This is a genomic window from Fibrobacter sp. UWT2, from assembly GCF_900142545.1.
Taxonomy (GTDB): domain Bacteria; phylum Fibrobacterota; class Fibrobacteria; order Fibrobacterales; family Fibrobacteraceae; genus Fibrobacter.
Window position 1 is genome coordinate 13,028 of sequence record NZ_FRBF01000025.1, and the last position, 19,910, is coordinate 32,937.

Consider the following 19,910-nt stretch of genomic DNA (forward strand, 5'->3'; position numbering starts at 1 on the left):
AGAACAAGATTTTGTTATATTGCATATATAAACTCAACCAAGACACAAAGAGGTATATTATGGCAATCACGAAAGTTTGGCTGGACGAATCCAGTGACGAATGCGTCTCCTGCGGCGCTTGCGAAGCTACTTGCGACGCAGTGTTCGAAGTTCCTGAAAAGATGAAGGTCAAGGAAGGCGTTGACTATTCCGCTTATGAAAGCGAAATCAAGGACGCTGCTGACAGCTGCCCGGCCGGCGTGATTAAGTACGAGTAGTTTCTAGTACTCTACTAAAACTTTTAAAGCTCTGTCTTTTAGACAGAGCTCTTTTTTATGCCGATGTCTATGCCGATGCCGGAACGAGTCCGGCATGACGATTCAGGTTACTTTGCGTATTTTTCGTATTCGGCTTTGACCCATTCAGCGGAGCGGGCGACCGATTCAATCTTTACTTCATCGATGACGCCGTTCCAAGTGTCGTTCGGCACTTCGGAGCCGCCAATACGGAACGGCAGCGGGGCAGCAACTTCCTTGGGCGTAAACGGGACACCGGCCTTGTTGCTCACGAGTTCGCCGTTAATGTAGAAGTACAGTTTGCCACCTTCGTTAACGAGCACCAGCAGCGACCATTCATTCATAGGCAGCGTGCCACCACGTTCGACATTGCCCTTGGCAAGCCATGCATAGCCATAGCCCGACAAGTCCATGCCATCGCCCACGGCAACAAAGGAACTCGTCATAAATTCATACTGCAGCTGGAACCTGGACAATCCGGCAACCCAGTCTTCACGTTCTGCAAAGAGAAGCTGGTAAATGCCATCGCCACGGTAACCGCTCCACTTGGTCCATGCGCTCATGGTAAAGTCACCTGCACAGGGGTCAATATCGCCCACTTTGACGAACTGACCAACCTTGAGCAGAATGCCCTTGCCCGACACACCTTCCACGTAGTTCACGGAATCGGCGACCGAGCCGTCATTGTTATAGACCTTAGCAACACTATCGGAGCCATCCATGTGGAGGTTCAAGGAAATCGCAAGTTCTTCCGTAGTATCGACAGCGGAAGTATCTTTTGCAGTAGTGTCAGGCACCACCGGTTCCGGCGTAGCGGTATCTTGCGGAACAGAGATACCATCGGGCACGTTCACCATAATGCCACCGTAAGCGGCGCCACTATAGTAATGGTAATCCGAAATCGTGAGCCAACCTTCGTTCTTGTTTTCGAGAGACGGAATCTTGAGAGTGTCGCCCACGACAGCCGTCATGAAGTTGAATCGGGCCTGTGACTGATCGCTCGCCACATACGCCAGCGAGATTTCGCCCACGGGCATGGATTCAAATGCAAACGAGCCATCGGAATTGACGGGAGCGACTTCGCTACGGCCCACAATGCGCATGTAACCGGACTTGGCCTCGGCAACACTGCTTTCGAGTCTGCGCGGGTGGCCGACCATCACGAGGGCGGCACCACTATGCTGAATACGGGAAAGGCCTGATTCGGAACCGTTCTCGGCGAACAGCACCACAGAGCGCGTACTGTCGAACTTCAAACTGAAAATACCATTATCGTCGGCTTCCACCACCACAGAATCTTCGATGGAGGTTTTATTCCAGTTGTCGTAATAGGCTACCACGCGGGCGCGGGCCACGGGTTGATTCGCCTCGGTCACCACGATTCCGCTTGCAATGGAGTTACCGATATCGGTCACGCCACCGGCAGTTTCGTCACTCTTGGAACAAGAAGTCAAACCTGCTGCAAAAAGAGCCAAAGCCACACCAGAGGCATATTTGAACAATCTATCCATTATTTTGCCTCCTTTTCAATCTTCTTACTCATCGGGAACGCCACAAGCATCATCTCGTAAACCCGCTCCACATTAGGGTCGTTCGCCGCCTTCGCAATAATCTTCTTGCGGGCGTCTTCAAGAACTTCGACAGCGTAATTATAAGAACTTTCACTCATGGCCAAGGTAGTGAACGCCGCAAAACGTTCGTTCTTGGGCATGGATTCTACAGCACCAATAGCATGCTGAATGTATTCGCGGCGAATCTGGCGCAAAGAAATCGGCGGAATTTCGGCGGCATCGAGCATTTGCGAAGTTTCTTCGTAATGGTCGCCCACCTTCTTGATCAAATTCCATTCCAGAAGTTTCTTGACAGCGTCGCGGGCCTCTTCGGTCGAGATTTGCGGCGTAAGCATGCGGGCAAGCACCATGTAGTCGTCGTGCCAGTCGGCATTCACCGCCATTTCGCGAACCACCGGATAGTACCACTTGCTAAAGTAGGCCTGTTCACGAGTAGTCACGTGTGTAAATTCGATTTGTTTGCGGATCTGGACAATCTGTTCCCAGGCGTTTTCGCGCTCGTTCACCTGTTGCGCCTGGTTGTACTGCACCAGGGCCTCGAAATACGCCTTCTGCAACGGCTCGAAATCCATCGCCTTCGCGATTTTTTCGATAGACTTTGGCGTCAGGTTAAAACGCCCGCGGATCACGTTCAAGCAGTAAGATGAGCTGCTGAACCCCGCCTTCGCCGCGAAGAATCGGTGCGAAAAGACGGCCCGCATTTTCTTCTGTTCCTCAAAGTAGTCTTGCAGGAACTTGCGGAAGTCGTCGTAATCAAACAGATGTTCTAGCGCAATACACATACCCTTAAAATAAATAATTTTTACACACCAGGCAATAGCCCGAGAAAATTTTTACACACCCCCCGACCTTTTTCGGACTTATTTTGACGGAAATCACAAAAAGCGGGACCATTGGTCCCGCTTTCAAACCATAAGAAAAGTTTACACGAACGTAAGGGCGCCCGTGTTGCGCTACATTCCCTTCTTCATGTTTTTCAACAGGGCGCTCATCTTGCCGGGCATGGCAGCGGCTTTCTTCGGAGCTGCACCCGGGCGGTCCTTGCCGGCGATTTTTGCCTTAAGGTCTGCGAGGGTGGCATGGCCCTGAATGCCGCCCTGCGGGCGGGCATTGCCGCGGTTATCGCGGCCGTGGCCACCGAATCCGCCGCGGTTACCACCAGCGCGCTGGCCACGCGGGCCATTAGCACCGGCACCGGCAACGCCGTCGGTAGATTCCTGCTTCATCGAAAGGCTAATGCGCTTCTGACCCACATCGACTGCGACCACGCGCACCTTCACGATATCGCCCACGGTCAAAACCGTCTTGGCGTCTTCTACGAACTTGTCGCTGATTTCAGAAACGTGCACGAGGCCGTCCTGGTGAACGCCAATGTCCACGAAGGCACCGAAGTTTGCCACGTTCGTCACGACACCTTCCATCCAGCTGCCCGTAATCAGGTCCTGAATGGTGCGAATCTTGTCGTCGAATTTGGCGTAGCGGAATTCCTTACGCGGGTCGCGGCTCGGTTTCTGGAGTTCCTTCATGATATCGTCCAAAGTAGCCTTACCCACTTCGTCGGAGAGGAATTCTTCGAGGTTGATCGCCTTCACGGCTTCGGCGTTACCCACCATGTCCTTCACAGAAACGCCAGCCTTTTCAGCCATCTTTTCCACGAGGGCGTAGTTTTCCGGGTGAACGGCAGAATCATCCAGCGGGTTTTCGGCACCCGGAATGCGCATAAAGCCTGCAGCCTGTTCAAAGGCCTTCGGGCCAAAGCCCTTCACGTTCTTAAGGGCTTCGCGGCTAGCGTAAGCACCGTTTTCTTCGCGGTACTTCACAATCGCTTCGGACAAAGTATTGCTGAGGCCAGCCACATGAGAAAGCAGCGGAGCAGAAGCGCTGTTCACGTCGACACCGACCATGTTCACGCAGCTTTCCACCACTTCGTCCAGGCGCTTCTTGAGTTCGCGCTGGTTCACGTCGTGCTGGTACTGGCCCACGCCAATGGACTGCGGATCGACCTTCACGAGTTCAGCAAGCGGATCCTGCAAGCGGCGGCCAATGGAGATGGCGCCACGAGTGGTCACGTCTTCCTTCGGGAATTCCTGGATAGCAATCATGCTTGCGCTATACACAGATGCGCCCGCTTCCGAAACAATCACGCGCGGAGGAACCTTGCCCTTGAACTTGGCAGACATTTCGGCGCAGAATGCATCCGTTTCGCGGCTAGCGGTACCGTTACCGATAGCGATCAAGTCAATCTTGTACTTGTCGATAAGGCCCATCAGGTACACGGCGGCACCGGCCTTGTCATTCCACGGTTCGTGCGGCTTGATGATGCCGTGATCCATGAACTTGCCGTTTTCGTCGAGCACTGCCACCTTGCAACCCGTACGGAAACCCGGGTCAAGGGCGAGCACTGCCTTGTGGCCAGCCGGAGCGGCGAGCAAAACGTCCTGAAGGTTCTTGCTGAACACCTTGAAAGCTTCTTCTTCGGCGGCATCCTTCAACAGGAGGCGCACTTCGCTTTCCATACTCGGCTGAAGCAGGCGTTCCCAAGCATCCTGGCACATGGCTTCCAGATACGGAGTCCAAGTGGTGTTGCCCTTGATAATCTGCTGCTTGAGGTAGCCGATCATTTCTTCGTTCGGCACTTCGATAGAAAGGCGGAGCACCTTTTCCTTTTCGCCGCGGCGGAGAGCCAGCATACGGTGGCTCGGAATCTTGGACACCTGTTCGCTGTAATCGTAGTAATCCTTGAACTTGGTTTCCTGGCCTTCGAAATCCTTCTTGACCTTGGAAATCATGACACCGGTCTTTTCCATCTTGTTACGCAGGTACTGACGGAATTCGGCGTTGTCGGCCACTTCTTCGGCCAAAATGTCGGCAGCACCCTTGAGAGCAGCCTTCGGGTCGGCAAGGCCCTTTTCTTCGGAAAGGTAAATCAGGGCAATCTGTTCTGCCGTGTTGCCAGTTTCTTCCTGTGCCCACATGAGGCGAGCCAAAGGTTCGAGGCCCAGTTCCTTTGCAGCCGTTGCGCGAGTGCGCTTCTTCGGCTTGTACGGGGCGTAAATATCTTCGAGGAGGGTCTTGTCCTTACAGGCTTCGATCTGTGCCTTGAGTTCGGGCGTGAGCTTGCCCTGTTCTTTGATGCTCTTGAGAATCGTTTCTTTACGGTCTACCAGTTCTTGCAGGTAGTCGCGACGGTGACTGATGTCGCGCAGTTCAATTTCGTTCAATGTACCCGTCTGGTCTTTACGGTAACGGGCGATAAAGGGGATGGTGCCACCCTGGTCCATCAGTTCGAGCGCCTTGGCGACGCGCCATACTTCAAGGTTAAGCTCTTCGGCAATAATTGCAGAAAAATCCATAATATGTAGTTTCCGTTATATGTATTTCGGTTGAGGGTCTTAAAGCCCTGAGTCCAACCCAGCACCGCAGTGCGGGGTACCCTAGAAGTTTTCCTAAGGTATGGGGAATATAGATAATTCCGATGACAGCTGAGTGTCAAAAAGGGCCTATTCTCCGTAAGTTTATTGTAGCGAAATTGTTAACTCACGGTCTCTCAACAACTTACGGCACACACAGCAAACCTTTGGAATCTTGAATAATTTTCTATCTTTGGGTCGGTCAGTTCGAAACCCATCCTGACTTTAAACAAAACTAGGAGACTTTATGCGTTCAGAAGCTGAACTCGAAGGCGTAACCCTACTGGGCAATACGAAAACCCAATACAAGACCACCTACAGCCCCGAAGTGCTGGAAAAGTTCCCAAACAAGCATCCGGGTAACGACTATATGGTCACCTTCAACTGCCCGGAATTCACTAGCCTCTGCCCGAAAACCGGCCAGCCGGACTTTGCCGAAATCAAGATCAACTACATTCCGGACCAGTACCTGGTTGAATCCAAGTCCCTGAAGCTTTACATGTTCTCGTTCCGTAACCACGGTGACTTCCACGAAGACTGCGTAAACATCATCATGAAGGATTTGGTCAAGCTGCTGGAACCCAAGTATTTGGAAGTCGAAGGCATCTTTATGCCGCGTGGCGGTATTTCGCTTTACCCGTTTGCCAACTACGGCAAGCCGGGCACCGAATTCGAAACCCTCGCCAAGACCCGTCTGTTCACCGCCATCGATAGGAGAAAGTAAGATGCCGTTCCAGAACGAAATCATCCTTATCGCCTCTATCTTCGTGTTCTTCGGCGGACTCGTCGGCTTTTTCCGCTTCTTTGGCAAGCAGGGCATTTTCGCCTGGACGGTAATCTGCACGATCGCCGCCAACATCGAAGTGCTGATTCTGGTGCACGCCTTCGGTCTCGACACCACGCTCGGCAACGTGATTTTTGCATCGTCGTTCCTGGCCACCGATATCATGAGCGAAATCTTCGGCAAGAAAGACGCCAGCCGCTGCGTCAAAATCGGCATCCTCGCGAACGTGACCTTCATTCTGATTTCGCAGAGTTGGTTCCTGTACATTCCGGCCGCAGGCGACACTATGGCAGAACCGATTCGCACCGTATTCGCCAACACCCCGCGCGTGATGCTTGCGAGCCTGTTCGCCTACGCCATTTGCGAAATGTACGATGTGTGGGCCTACCACGCCGTTTGGAAATGGTCCGAAAAGAAGTTCGGCGACAAGCGCGGTTTCTTGTGGCTGCGTAACAACGGTTCTACGCTGGTGAGCCAGTTGATTAACGTGGTCGTATTCAACCTGCTCGCCTTCGCTGGCGTGTTCCCGTGGAATACGATTGGTGAAATCCTGATTTTCGGTTACGGCATCTTCATCGTGACATCATTGATGGACACACCGTTCGTGTACCTTGCACGCCGCATCGCCGAAAAGCATCCGGAACTGATGAAAGACTAATCTTCGACTTTATGGTCGTGGAATAATTCTTTAGGCAAGGGCTTACCCTGCTTGCGCCAAGCGGCGTATTCGGCCGTTGCCGTGAAGATGGCATCCGTCGTAGAGTTCAGGGCCGTTTCCATACTGTCTTGAACCACGCCGATAATAAAGCCGATGGCCACCACCTGCATGGCAATGTCGGTCGAAATGCCGAAGGGAGCGCATGCCAGCGGAATCAGGAGAAGCGAGCCGCCAGCCACACCGCTAGTACCGCAGGCGCCAATGGTTGCAAGCAAGCAAACAATCAACGTCGAGGTTAACGAGACCGGCACTCCGAGGGTATGCACCGTCGCAAGCGCCATGACCGTAATAGTAATTGCCGCACCGCTCATGTTGATGGTCGCACCCAGCGGAATAGAAACGGAATAAAATTCGCGGTCGAGCCCGAGCCTTTTACAAAGAGCCATGTTCACAGGAATGTTCGCGGCGGAACTGCGGGTAAAGAAAGCCGTAACGGCACTGCTCTTGAGGCACTTGAGCACCAGCGGATACGGGTCATGACGCAACACAAGCCCCACAAGAGCCGGCACAATCACAAGTGCCACAAAGAGCATGGTGATAACCAGAACCAGGATGAGCGAACCGTAGGTCTTGAAAATACCGATTCCGTTCGTAGAAACCGAGGTGTACATGATGCCCATGATACCGAACGGAGCAAGGTTAATAATCCAGCGCACCACCATCGACACGGCATTCGACATATCTTGCAACACCGTAAGCGTCACCGGGCTTGCAATCTTCTTGACGGCAAACCCCAAAAAGGCAGCCCACACCAGAATGCCTATATAATTAGCATCAGAAATAGAGGCAAACGGATTCGACACCGCATTTACCAACAAATTATGCAAGATTTCATAAATATCGGTAGGGACCACCGAGACATCGGCAGACACAGCTAAATCTAGGTTCTGCGGGAATAGGAGACTCGCCCCCAAGGCAACAAACGAAGCAAGCAACGTGCTCACCAAGTACAAAATAATCACGCGGGCAAAGCGACGGTCAAAACGCGAATTGCCAGTGGCAAGCGAACAAATAATCAAAATGAACACAAGCACTGGCGCCACTGCCTTAAGCGCACCCACGAACAAAACGCCGAATTCGCTAATCCATTTTTGCGACGGCAAAAGCGCACCCAGGAGAGCGCCCACGACTATCGAAATCGCGATACGGAGCACCAGGTTCGCACTATTATATTTATTGATTAAAGCCTTTAATTTCATGGCAGGCCTCCACTTTCCTATGTGTAATATAAATATAATTTTGCGGTTTTTGGGACAAAAACGAAAGGTGCGCAAAAAATCAAGGCCATTTTGGCGGGCGTCATTTTCCAAAGCCGCCCTGATGAACTAAATTTTGCGCGGAAAATGTTTTTTACGGTGCTCACATACCTGGTCATCGGCCTTTTGGCTGTGTTCGGACTATTCTATATAGTCTTGGAGGCGCGGTTCTTCCGTGCGCTGGGTTCGGTGCGCGTGGGCAATTCCGATGTGGAGCCCGCCCCCAAGGTAAGCATCTTGATTGCCGCCCGCAATGAATCGGTGGGTATTCGGGCTACATTGGACTCGGTTTTAGCTCAAGACTACCGCGGTGACTGGGATGTTTGGGTGGCCGACGACCGCAGCGACGACGATACGCCGAAAATTTTGGCCGATTATGCCGCCAAGAACCCCAGACTGCATGTTCTGACAATTAAAGAGATTCCGGAAGGGGTCAGCCCCAAAAAGCATGCGCTTTCACTGCTGATCGAGGCCTGCGAAGGCGAAATTCTGTGCCTGACCGACGCCGACTGCCTGGTAAAGCCCACCTGGGTCACGGGAATTGTCGCCGAATTCGAACCGGGCATTGAACTAGTAGCCGGGCATTCGTACATTCCTACAATCCCCGGTAAGTCAAGCATCCTTATCTGCATGCAGGCGGTCGAGACCCTCATTTACCGAGTCGCCGGCACCGCGGGCCTCGCGATGCGACTCCCGCTCACAAGCACCGGCAACAACCTCGCCTACCGCAAGAGCTTCTTCAAAAGCGTGCATGGATTCGATAACGTCATCAAAATTCAGAGCGGCGACGACGACCTGCTGATGCAGAAACTGGCCGCTGACCGCCCCTGGGCCATGCGCTACTGCATCGCCGAGTCCACCTTCGTGACCACCAACGGCAAGGAAACCCTCAAGGAACTCTGGGAACAACGCAAGCGTTGGGCCTCGAAGACTATATACTATACACCGAAAATCGTCTTTGTGCTCTCTATGGTGTTCCTGTTCCTGGTCATGCAATGTATCGCAGCAGCATTTGCACCGTTCAGCTTTAACGTTTTGATTGCGACGATTATCGCGTTTGTCGCCAAGTGTATCGGCGATTTGGTTTTAATACTCCGCGGGCTCAGGATATTCAAGCAGGAGCACCTTTTAAAATGGTGTATCCCGGTTGAATTCATTCACGCCCCCTTTACCGTGCTGGCCGTGCTTTTTGGCCTGTTCGGACGATTTAAATGGAAATAATGATGGCAACTACAACAAAAAAAGCAACAGCCGTTAAGGCAACAAAGACCGCAGCGACAAAGACTACCGCTGCAAAGAAAACTGCAACGAAGGCAGCTAAGACTCCGGTCGAAGGCAAGACCCTGATTATCGCCGAAAAACCGAGTGTAGCCCTAGACCTAGTGCGCGTGCTCGGCCAAAAGAACTTTAAGAACGAAAAGACCCACTACGAAAGCGACACCACCATCGTGAGCCATGCCATCGGCCACCTGGTTGAAATCGCCGACCCCAAGGAAATCGACGAAAAGTACAAGAAGTGGGAAATGAGCACGCTCCCCATGCTCCCCAAGGAATTTCCGCTTGTTGCCACACCAGCGACCAAGGGCCAGCTTTCCGCTTTAAGCAAGCTCATCAAGCGCAAGGACGTGACGACCATCGTGAACGCATGCGATGCGGGCCGCGAAGGTGAACTGATTTTCTTCTATATATTACAGTATGTGCTCAAGGGCAAGTTCACTGGCAAGACCATCAAGCGCCTGTGGATGCAGAGTATGACCCCAGCCGCCATCAAGGAAGCATTCGAAAACATGCGCGATGGCTCCGAAATGGAAAACCTGAAGGCCGCCGCCCTTTGCCGTAGCGAAGCCGACTGGCTGATTGGCATGAACGGAAGCCGCGGCCTTACCGCCTACAATAGTTCCATGGGCGGATTCCAGGTGACCCCGTGCGGCCGTGTGCAGACGCCGACGCTCGCCATTATCGTGAACCGCGAAGAAGAACGCCTGCAGTTTGTGCCGCAGAAGTTCTGGACCGTGGAAGCCGAATTCGACAACGACGGCAGCCACTACCCCGGCAAGTGGTTCACCACCAGCAAGGAAGACGGCAAGGACAAGGTCAAGCAGATTTTTGACGAAAAGAAAGTCAAGGAAATCTTGAAGAAGTGCAAGGGCAAGGCCGGCACTGTGGAAGAAACGTCTGCTCCCTCGCTCCAGAAGTGCGGTCCGCTGTACGACTTGACCACGCTGCAGCGCGAAGCAAATAACCGCTTCGGCTTTAGCGCCAAGACCACCCTTTCGATTGCACAGGCTTTGTACGAACGCCACAAGGCAACCACCTACCCGCGTACCGACAGCCGTTGCTTGCCCGAAGACTACGTGGCTCCGGTGAAGGCAACCCTCGGAAAGATTGAAGGCCCGCTCGCCAAGTTCGCCGAGACCGCCCTCAAGAACAACTGGGTCGTGAAGACTCCCAAGGTGTTCGACAACTCCAAGATTTCGGACCACTTCGCCATCATCCCCACCGGCGTGATGCCCTCGGGCCTGACCGAAGCCGAACAAAAGATTTTCACGATGATTTGCCAGCGATTCATCGCTGTGTTCTTCCCGCCTGCCAAGTACGAAAACACCACCCGCGTAACAACCGTGGAAGGTGAAACCTTCCTCACCGAAGGCAAGGTGCTGGTAGACCCGGGCTTCAAGGCCGTGTACGGCAAGGACAGTGACGACGAATCGAGCATCCCGGCACTCAAGGGCAAATCTGCCAAGACAGTCGCCCTCGAAGAAAAGGAAGACTTTACCAAGCCGCCTGCACACTACACTGAAAGCACGCTCCTCTCGATGATGGAAAGCGCCGGTAAGCTGGTGGAAGACGAAGAACTCCGCGACGCCATGAAGGAACGCGGACTTGGAACGCCGGCAACGCGCGCCGCCATTATCGAAAAGCTCGTCAGCGACAAGTACGTGGTTCGCGACGGCAAGGACATGATTCCGACCGCCAAGGCATTCGACCTCATCAAGGTGCTGAAGGCCATGGACATCGAAGCGCTCACCAGCCCGGAACTCACCGGTAACTGGGAATATAAAATGGAGCAAATCGAGAAGGGCAAGGAAACCCGCGAAAAGTTCATGGAAGGCATCGTCGACATGACGCGCACCATGGTGAAAAACATCAAGGGTTTCAAGGAAGAAAGCACCACCGGCGAAGCCCCGTTTAGCCCCGTGAACGGCAAGAAGGTTTTCGAGACCGTAAGCCGCTACACCACCGAAGACGGCATCGTGATCCGCAAGATGATTGGCGGCAAGAGACTCACTCCGGAAGAAATCACCGAGCTCTTGACCAACAGGAAGATTGGCCCGCTCACCGGATTCCGTAGCAAGCGTGGCGCCGAATTCTCAGCCGTCGTGATTATCAACGACGAAAACAAGATTGAATTTGTATTCGATGAAAAGCCCGAAGAAGTAGAAGTCGGAGCCGAAGTCGGCAAGTCGCCTGTAGACGGCGCCGCCGTATACGAGACCATGACCGGCTACGTGAGCGATTCTTACCTGAAGAAGGAACCCAGCGGCATTACGCTTCCGAAGATTCTCTTGGGCAAGGAAATTCCGCTGGAAGAAATCAAGAAGATGCTCGCCGGCGAAAAGACCTCGCTCCTCAAGGGTTTCCGCAGCAACAAGACCCACCGCACCTTTGACGCATACCTTTATTTGGATAAAGGCGGCAAGCTCAAGTTCGACTTCCCGCCCCGTGAATTCAAACCGAGACGCTTTGGCAAGAAGAAGGCCGAGTAGCCCCGCGGAATGTATCTTAAACGAGCAGCAACAATCTTTTTAGCGGCATTTGCCTTTGCGCAGGCGGAGGATTCTCAGCCTGACGTACAGTTCGTTCCGTTGAACTCTTTGACGGAATCGCTTGCTAATGTACCGTACACCGCCGAAGCCTTGCCGCAAAACGATTCTGCGCAAACGCCTTATGGCCTCCCCCGCGAGCTCTTGCCGCTGTGGGATTCGCTGACGATCAAGCAGAAAGCGGCGCAGATGGTGATGGTGTACATGACGCCTGCATCGTTCATGCTTGAGCACGAATTCGGCGGATACCTGGTGATGAAAAATCACCTGAAGAATTTGGATAAATTCACCGATAACATCCGCACCGTCAACGAGAACATGCGAATCAAGCCGCTCGTGGCCGCCGACCAGGAAGGCGGCTACGTGAACCGCATCTCGGTTGTGGCGCCGCAATGGGAGCACACCCCGAGCGCTAAGCAAATGCGCGCCATGAGTGAAGATTCCATTCGCGCGCTCGCCAAAAGAATCGGTGCTGTGCTCGACAGTGTAGGAATCAACTTGAATTTGGCCCCCGTGCTCGACCCCGCCAAGGACAGCCGCGGCAAAAATTCGTTCATGGAAGAATCCAAGCGTTCTTGGGGCGAAGACACCTTGAATGCACCTAAGGTCCGCGCCTTTGTGCAGGGCATGCGCGAAAGCAACGTGGCCTGCGTATCGAAGCATTTCCCAGGTTACGATTCCTGGACCAACAGCGACCACCAAATCGCCGTGAGTTCAACCCCCAGGGCTAAAGTCGCGAAGAACGTAGAATTCTTCAAAACGCTCGCCAGCGACATTCCCGTAACTATGATGAGCAGCGTAAGCTTCGTGCGCATCTCAAGCCGTCCTGCCGTATTCGAGCCGAAAATTGTGAAGATGGCACGCGACATGTCGCCTGAAACAGTCTTCCTTACCGACGACCTGTGGGGCGTAAGTCTGCGCGCCTGGGTAAGCGGCAACGAACGCGTGCGCAGCAAGAACTACCCCGCCAAGGACTTCAGGAAACTCGTTCGCACTGCCTTGATGGCAGGCAACGACATGTTCATGATTACGTACCCGCAGAAAGCAGTTGAAATGGTGAATTACCTCGCCGCGCTTTCGAAGCAAAGCAAGTACTACCGCGAACGAATTGAGGAATCCTCCGCCCGCATACTTAAAATGAAGTATAAGGCGGGGATAATTAAGTAAAAAAAGCTGAACCCGGACCGAGTCCGGATTGACACTTCAGGCGAGAGTCATCAGATAGCATCGACTTTCGCTTTTTTCGGGGTCGAGAGATTCTTGACTTCCTTAAGAATCTTTTCCGGCCCGACTTTATTGTAAGCAAGCTTCAGGATTTCTGCAGCTGCAAGCGCGTCATCTAAAGCTCGGTGATGATTGAATTCCGGCAGCTCCAACGCCTGCGTCAACTTATGCAAGCTGTAGCTCGGAAGTCCAGGGAAAAAGCGGCGAGCAATCTTGACCGTACAAAGCCTCGGCGGGTCAATCTTAATGCAACAACGCTTGAGTTCCGTACGCATGAACTTGCTATCGAACTGCACATTGTGCGCCACAAAGATGCGTTCCTTCAATAGTTCCGCAACTTCTTCGGCAATCGATGCAAACTGTGGCTTGCCGCGAACCATTTCGTCCGTAATACCCGTAAGGTTCTGCACAAAAGGCTGAATCGGCATTCCCGGATCCACCAGCGCCGAAAAAGTCTTGACCACTTCGCAATCGTCCATCAGCACAATACCGACTTCGGTAATGCGCCCGACTTCAGCTGTCCCCCCCCGTCGTTTCTAAATCTACAACTGCAAACTTCATGGGGGCTACTTAATAGGGATATCGAACTCCAGCGACTGGCGGGCAGATTCGCTCACCACCTTCGCCTTGAGCACCTTGGATTTAGGCTTTGCAAAAAGGGGCACGACCATCAAATTAGAAACCTTGCTACTTTCGACAGTGGGTTTCGCCTCGCTATCGCGAGCCGTCTGCGAGAAAATCGGCTTCTTGCCCTTATCGTAAATGTAATACGTCAGCTCGCGGGTATAACCCGGCTTAATCTGGCTCGTCGGCACCTGAAAATACACCATGCCGCCCTTGGGCACCTTGCGCAAACTGTCACGGATTTCTTCTTCGGTGGCGAATTCGCCATCCATCATCATGCGAATATCTTTTTTAATCTTGTTGGCGCTTTCGTAGCTCACTGTAATCTGAAACTTGGCGTCTTCAGGAATGGCGCTAGGGCGCACATCGCGGATTTTGGAATTGTTCTGGTGGTATTCCCAACGGCCGTTATCATGCAGAATCACCGTTGAACCGTTCGAAGCTGTGGCGATCATGTCTTCAGCAAAGACCCCTGTCGCCGAAAGCAACAGAATCATCGCTATAACCCATAAAAATCCAACCGACCCACATACCCAAACGTTAAACTTCATGGGATCCTCTTACACTAAAACTCCATAGCGTAATATAAATGAATACCAGCGAAAAAGACCCAGAAAGAGCAAAAAAAAGCGAAAAATAAGAAAAAGCCGCCATTCCAATCCCAAAACGTCACTTTTTTTGATTAATCCCGAATCGTTTTATTTATTTTAAGGGCATGAATTTCCCGATTTCCGCTTTTGTTTTCGCCGCATTGCTTTTTTGCGCCTGCAGCAACAGCGAAGGGGAATTTACCGGAACAGCAGAAATCCCCGCAACAGCGGATTATCTACCTTTAAACGATACGGAATACCCTTACGCAGGAATCCCGAGAATCGTTATCGAAACCGAAAATCGAACCCCCGTCAAAGACCGCAAAACCGAAATCCCTGCCAAGCTGCAAATATGGGGCGAGAACGCCCCCGAAAGCGAAGTGTTGGATTTGACCATCAAGGGAAGGGGCAATTCCACCTTGGACATGCCCAAGAAAGGCTATAAAATTGAATTCGTCGACAAACAGCCCATGCTGGGAATGCCCGCCGACCGGGATTGGGCGCTAATCGGAAACTACGCCGACAAGACCTTAATGAAGAACCTGTTGGCCTTTCGGCTTTCGGCCGGACTGGGCGCCTATTACACGCCCCGGAGTCAATTCGCCGAACTGTACCTGAACCGGGAATACCTGGGAGTCTACCAACTCACCGAGACCCTCAAAATCGGAAAGAACAGAATCAGGGTACCGTCGCCAAGCACGACCTTTCTTGTCGAAATCGACGCAAAATCCCACAAGGACGAACACATTTATTTAACCAACTTGGGAAAAGCGCTCAACATCCATTACCCCAAAGAGCTGAACACCCTGTCTCAGGACACGCTGATTTCGTTCGTCAACAATTTCGAATCCTATGTTCAGTTCATGAAAGAGTACAAATCGTTGTCTTTAGACCAATGGATCAATATCAAGGAATACATTCTTTATTACTGGATTCAGGAATTCGCGAAGAACCTGGACGCCAACTTTTACACAAGCGTCTATTTCACATGGTCCATCGACAGTCGCATTTTTATGGGCCCCGTATGGGACTTCGACCAGGCTTTCGGAGGCCATAACGACACCAAAGACACTATACCATCGGAATACGGAATTCGTGACCGTTATTGGAACAAATACCTGTTCGAAGACACAACCTTCTTGCTAAAGGCCCAAGAATTCTGGGAATCGCACAGGAACGTTTTCATGTCGGTTCTGGATACAATCGACCGCTACCGAGCCGTGCTAGAAAAGCCCGCCCAAAACAACTTTAAGCGCTGGGACACTCCCTATGCGACCTATGACGAAGCCGTGCATGAGCTTAGGAACTGGGTCGCCATGCGCTTTATCTGGATCGACCAGGAACAGAAAAAGCTGAAAAGTGAGCTCAATCACACCGTTGACTAATCATCAAGATGAGTAATAAAAAAAACATTAACAGCAGTTTACAAACAGTATATATTTGTGGACATGCGAGATTGTTCCGCAAAGATACTCCACCTACTCCTAGGCGCCATTATCGGGTGCCTAGTTTTTGGATGTAGCAATAGCGAAGGGACAGACACTGTCGGAACAGAAATCATAGCCGTAGTTGAGAATAGCAGCGACGAAATTGCAGACTCCATCCCATCTCAAGAAACATCTTCCGCAAAGATCATCGATTACCTCCCCATCGACGACACGGAATACCCCTATGCAGGCATTCCGCGCATTGTAATTGAGACAGAGAACTACCGGGAAATCAGGGACCGTGAAACCGAAATCCCCGCCAAGCTACAAATCTGGGGCGAGCATGCCCCCGAAAGTGAAATCTTGGATTTGACCATAAGGGGGAGGGGGAATACTTCGTGGGACGCTCCCAAAACAAGTTTTAAAATTGAATTTATCAACAAGCAAGAAATGCTTGGAATGCCTAAAGACAGAGACTGGGCTTTAATTGCAAATTATGCAGACAAGACTCTGATGAAGAATTATTTAGCATACCATTTGTCCGCAGAACTGGGCGCACATTACGCACCTCGATGCGAGTTTGTCGAAGTGTATTTAAATAAGGAGTATCTTGGCGTCTATCTACTTACAGAAACCGTAAAAATTGGGAAAAACCGGATTAACATTCCCAACAATACAAATTCCTATGTTGTCGAAGTTGACGGCAAATATCGAAAAGACGAACAAATTATCTTTTCAAACATTATAAAAAATAGCGGGAACGGCAAAGCGTTCAAAGTCCACAATCCCAAGAACGCAGCAGAAGGTTCACTAATTACACTTCAAGATCACATTCAGGATTTTGAGAGGTATCTGAAAAATATTGATAATTCCTACGAAAACAACATCGCCCAATGGCTCGACATTGATGAATTCATAAAACACTATTGGATACAAGAATTTTCTAAAAACCCTGATGCAGGTTTTTATACAAGTAACTACGCCCCAGAATTGGGCTTTTTCACAAGCGTGTTCTTCACCTGGACAAAGAACGATGTTATACGAATGGGACCCGTTTGGGATTTCGACCTAGCATTCGGAGGTCACGCCGACAAGAACCTTGATCAACCACAAAACTGGCATTTTAAAAATGCTTATTGGAACTATTACCTATTTAAAGATTCAACGATTCAACAATTATGCCGCAATTTTTGGGTCAACCAAAAAGATTATTTTTCATCAACCCTCAACACCATCGATTCCATACAATCTTACCTAAATTCCGCAGCGAGTAACAACTTTAAACGGTGGAATATTCTGTCCAGTACCAGCTATAATTTCCATCCATTCGCTTATTCGAATTACAGCAAAGCAATCGTTGATTTAAAAAATTGGATAAGTCAAAGAATATTGTGGATTGATTCCAATTTAGATTACTAGAAATTATATTCTTGACATAATCCGAACATACAAACAAAACACAAGTGCAATTGGATAATAACCTATTGCCAAGGCGGGGTGGTTCACGAGTTTTCGTTGGACCTTGCAAAACATTCCTAAATAGCGATCCGGATGCAAGAACAATTCAATGACATTTATTTTTACGTCCTTAATAGTTTTGTCTTTTTGCTTTCCCGTAGAACAATTGTCAAAGCGATTCTTATCCAATTCATTTAACCATTCGCATCGTTCTTTTGAATTAAAGACAACCGATTTTAGAACTATCCGGGCACACTGTTTTAGAGGGACTTCATTATTTCCCAACCACGCACACAGACCTTTGAAATGCAACAACATCCGTTCCTGCATTTCACGGATATATTTGTCATATAAATATTCTTCTTTTTCATTAGTTTTCAAGCGAGCCCTCACTATCCCAGACTCTTCATAATACGAGTCAACAGAACCATGAGGTGCCGTAAGAATCTGTTCATACATGGAACAATTTGTACACAGCACTCCATAGTAGGCCGTATTTGGCGCATTTTCGCCCATATCAAAAAGCAACCCCTTTCTCACACATTGATTCGGAATATTCATTTTCTCTTTTCGTCTTGAACCAATGTAGAAACCAACTGTATTCCACCCCGAAATAGAAGCTATAGTTTGTTGAGAATGGTTATACCAGCCTTCATCAACTATAAACAAGGTGTCTCCGCTTTTAAACGATTGCAAATATTTTAGCAACAAGTCCTTTGATTCTTCATCATCTCTCGCTGCAAAGCACACTTTTCTAGAATTTAAACAATATGCACTTTCAATTCGTTCGCATTCAGGGACTACATTTTTTTGATACACATCAAAAAGTTCCTGTAACAAATACCCACCTCTGCTCAAGAACGCCAGTTTATGCGCATTGTTTCTTTTCGCCTCTGAAAACAGTCTCTGTATAAAAGCGAACAAGACTACGGAATACTCTTCGAAGCACGAATTTTTATAGAGCCAATTTGATTTTTTCGATACAATCTTCTTGGAATAATCCCATTTAAATCGTTTACTCAAATTAGTATATATTTTATGACGAATCGGGAAATACCTAACGGCAGCAACACCTTGCTTTTTCGCCGACAGGACATCATCCCTTTTACTATCACCGAGCATCACTACATTTTTGGGGTCAACATTTATTTTTTCAAGGACATACTTATAAAGCGCCCCCGTTCTTTTACTGGCATTGCACTCCGAGGAAATAAAGACGCCATCAAAAAGATTGCTTACCCCTAGCGATTTAAAGAAAGAATCATAGGCTTTTTGGGGCATATAGAAGTCAGACACCAAATAGACCTTCTTGCCTTTCTGCTTCAGTAGATAAAGTGCGTCAACAACTTTTTTATTCGGATACTGACAACCCAATTCGATTGATTCATCAACCGAGTAACTTAAATTCAAAAATTGCTCAAATTCTACATGCCCCTCTAAACGAGCTAAACTATAAATTTCTGAAACCAAGTTTCTATACGGCGGCTCATCAAATTCCTTTCGAAGATTCAACAGGGCTTTTTTTCGATAAAACGCCAAGCTGCTTTCATCAACACAATTAGGTTCCACGTTTAATTTCGCAAGAAGTCTTCTAGCCCACAACCTATATATCTGATGAGAATGTATATATCGAAAAACCAGCGTATCGAAATAATCAACGAATACCACATCGTAGGGAAGGAGTTTTTTCAACAGATTCATTTTACGCTTCCTTTTAATATTTTCATTAATTGAGAATCTATTGTCTGATCATAATTCCAAATTCCAAAACCAGCACCATTCATTCCCCAGAAAGTATAAGAAATATTGTATTCATCAAACAACGAAACAAGATCTTCAAGCCAACGTTTGCGCGCATCTAAATCAGGTACATTTCGTCGACAGCCAATTTCCCCTACATTCAAGGGGATTCCATATTTCTTGGCAACTTTTACGGCATTAGCAATTTCCGCTCTTATTGTTTTCTTGTCATATGTAGACAAGCCATATTTCAACTTTTGTTTTAAAGAATCAGGAAGTCGCCTATAAGAACTATCAGGAATCGTCTGCCCCGGATAGACGGCAGGGCCGTCATAATACTTTAATTCGGTCCACGACGCCTTGTAATGGGTAAGTACGGAAGGTTGATAGAAATGGAAAGACAGAATCAGCTTTTTGTCGTTTTGGGGAATTTTCAGATACTTAAAAGTCCACAATTGGTTGCCCCGATTCGACCCAATCACAAGAAAACGATCCTTCTCTTTTTGACGAATCTGTTTAATCCATTTTGCGACCAGTTTATTCCATTTATCATGTTCATTGATTGGCGCTGCAGGCTCATTCAAGCATTCATAAGCCAGGGAATCTACTGAATATTTAGAGAATTCCTGTTGTAATTTTGACCAAACATTCAAAAAATGCTGTTCGGCAGATGAATCTGAAAAAAGAATATTTTTCTCATTCAAGAAAAAATGAACCCTAGAACGATGAAGGTCTAAAACAACCTTCAAACCTTTTCCAATCGCATAATCTATACGATCTTGCAACAAAGTGAATTCGGCGTTTCGGTACGCCAAGCTGTCATCAAACAATACGGTTTCATTAACAGGTATACGAATATGGTCAAAGCCCAACGAGCAAAGCAAATCAATCTTAGAATGAGAAAAAAGAGTATCTAGTTGACCCTTAAAAAGTCACTTCGCGAGCGCAGGATAAGGAGGTTCGCCGTTTTTATTCACCCCTTCCCGGCAAAGGAAGCAACAGTATAGCC

16 protein-coding genes are annotated in these 19,910 nt (G+C 49.5%); 8 read left to right on the forward strand and 8 right to left on the reverse strand.

Annotation, left to right across the window (positions count from 1 at the left end; translation table 11 throughout):
- Positions 1–59 precede the first annotated feature (59 nt).
- Entirely contained in the window at positions 60–257 is a 198-nt protein-coding gene (locus BUA40_RS12905; protein ID WP_072801269.1) for a ferredoxin, read from the forward strand.
- Positions 258–364: 107 nt separating this feature from the next.
- On the opposite strand, the gene BUA40_RS12910 is transcribed toward BUA40_RS12905, so the two are convergent.
- The 3 genes from BUA40_RS12910 to BUA40_RS12920 form a co-directional block, all read right to left on the reverse strand.
- A complete protein-coding gene (locus BUA40_RS12910; RefSeq protein WP_072801270.1) occupies positions 365–1,786 on the reverse strand; it encodes a LamG domain-containing protein in 1,422 nt (473 codons plus the stop codon).
- Positions 1,786–2,628 carry a TIGR02147 family protein gene (locus tag BUA40_RS12915; RefSeq protein ID WP_072801271.1) on the reverse strand — a complete coding sequence of 281 codons (843 nt, stop codon included), beginning with the start codon at positions 2,626–2,628 and terminating at the stop codon, positions 1,786–1,788. The genes BUA40_RS12910 and BUA40_RS12915 overlap by 1 nt, the downstream gene beginning before the upstream one ends.
- Before the next feature lie 171 nt (positions 2,629–2,799).
- Positions 2,800–5,199: a Tex family protein gene (locus BUA40_RS12920; protein ID WP_072801272.1), complete on the reverse strand. Its 2,400-nt coding sequence runs from the start codon at positions 5,197–5,199 to the stop codon at positions 2,800–2,802.
- A 304-nt stretch (positions 5,200–5,503) separates the two neighbouring features.
- Between BUA40_RS12920 and queF the strand changes: the two genes are divergently transcribed.
- Together queF and BUA40_RS12930 are read left to right on the forward strand one after the other, a co-directional pair.
- On the forward strand, positions 5,504–5,980 hold the full coding sequence (queF, locus tag BUA40_RS12925) for a preQ(1) synthase (protein ID WP_072801273.1): 477 nt from the start codon (positions 5,504–5,506) through the stop codon (positions 5,978–5,980).
- 1 nt (position 5,981) lies between these two features.
- On the forward strand, positions 5,982–6,698 hold the full coding sequence (locus BUA40_RS12930) for a queuosine precursor transporter (RefSeq protein WP_072801274.1): 717 nt from the start codon (positions 5,982–5,984) through the stop codon (positions 6,696–6,698).
- Here the strand turns inward: BUA40_RS12930 and sstT are convergent.
- On the reverse strand, positions 6,695–7,957 hold the full coding sequence (gene sstT, locus BUA40_RS12935) for a serine/threonine transporter SstT (protein ID WP_072801275.1): 1,263 nt from the start codon (positions 7,955–7,957) through the stop codon (positions 6,695–6,697). The two genes, BUA40_RS12930 and sstT, sit on opposite strands and share 4 nt — an antisense overlap.
- A gap of 144 nt (positions 7,958–8,101) precedes the next feature.
- On the opposite strand from sstT, the gene BUA40_RS12940 reads away from it, so the two are divergent.
- The 3 genes from BUA40_RS12940 to BUA40_RS12950 are packed head-to-tail and all read left to right on the forward strand — an operon-like array spanning position 8,102 to position 13,005.
- Positions 8,102–9,235 carry a glycosyltransferase gene (locus tag BUA40_RS12940; protein ID WP_072801283.1) on the forward strand — a complete coding sequence of 378 codons (1,134 nt, stop codon included), beginning with the start codon at positions 8,102–8,104 and terminating at the stop codon, positions 9,233–9,235.
- A 2-nt stretch (positions 9,236–9,237) separates the two neighbouring features.
- Positions 9,238–11,781 carry a DNA topoisomerase III gene (locus BUA40_RS12945; protein WP_072801276.1) on the forward strand — a complete coding sequence of 848 codons (2,544 nt, stop codon included), beginning with the start codon at positions 9,238–9,240 and terminating at the stop codon, positions 11,779–11,781.
- Positions 11,782–11,790: 9 nt separating this feature from the next.
- Positions 11,791–13,005 carry a glycoside hydrolase family 3 N-terminal domain-containing protein gene (locus BUA40_RS12950; RefSeq protein ID WP_072801277.1) on the forward strand — a complete coding sequence of 405 codons (1,215 nt, stop codon included), beginning with the start codon at positions 11,791–11,793 and terminating at the stop codon, positions 13,003–13,005.
- A gap of 50 nt (positions 13,006–13,055) precedes the next feature.
- Here the strand turns inward: BUA40_RS12950 and BUA40_RS12955 are convergent, their stop codons facing one another.
- Positions 13,056–13,541 carry a 3'-5' exonuclease gene (locus BUA40_RS12955; protein WP_255369314.1) on the reverse strand — a complete coding sequence of 162 codons (486 nt, stop codon included), beginning with the start codon at positions 13,539–13,541 and terminating at the stop codon, positions 13,056–13,058.
- An 87-nt stretch (positions 13,542–13,628) separates the two neighbouring features.
- Positions 13,629–14,237 carry a hypothetical protein gene (locus BUA40_RS12960; protein WP_143149806.1) on the reverse strand — a complete coding sequence of 203 codons (609 nt, stop codon included), beginning with the start codon at positions 14,235–14,237 and terminating at the stop codon, positions 13,629–13,631.
- Positions 14,238–14,401: 164 nt separating this feature from the next.
- Here BUA40_RS12960 and BUA40_RS12965 point away from each other — a divergent pair, with 164 nt between their 5' ends.
- On the forward strand, positions 14,402–15,661 hold the full coding sequence (locus BUA40_RS12965) for a CotH kinase family protein (protein WP_072801279.1): 1,260 nt from the start codon (positions 14,402–14,404) through the stop codon (positions 15,659–15,661).
- A gap of 63 nt (positions 15,662–15,724) precedes the next feature.
- Entirely contained in the window at positions 15,725–17,122 is a 1,398-nt protein-coding gene (locus tag BUA40_RS12970) for a CotH kinase family protein (protein WP_143149807.1), read from the forward strand.
- A gap of 3 nt (positions 17,123–17,125) precedes the next feature.
- Here BUA40_RS12970 and BUA40_RS12975 read toward each other — a convergent pair whose 3' ends face one another.
- Positions 17,126–18,862: an HAD family hydrolase gene (locus BUA40_RS12975; RefSeq protein ID WP_072801281.1), complete on the reverse strand. Its 1,737-nt coding sequence runs from the start codon at positions 18,860–18,862 to the stop codon at positions 17,126–17,128.
- Positions 18,859–19,785: a glycoside hydrolase family 5 protein gene (locus BUA40_RS12980; RefSeq protein WP_072801282.1), complete on the reverse strand. Its 927-nt coding sequence runs from the start codon at positions 19,783–19,785 to the stop codon at positions 18,859–18,861. Before BUA40_RS12980 ends, BUA40_RS12975 begins: the two co-directional genes overlap by 4 nt.
- Positions 19,786–19,910: the final 125 nt, after the last annotated feature.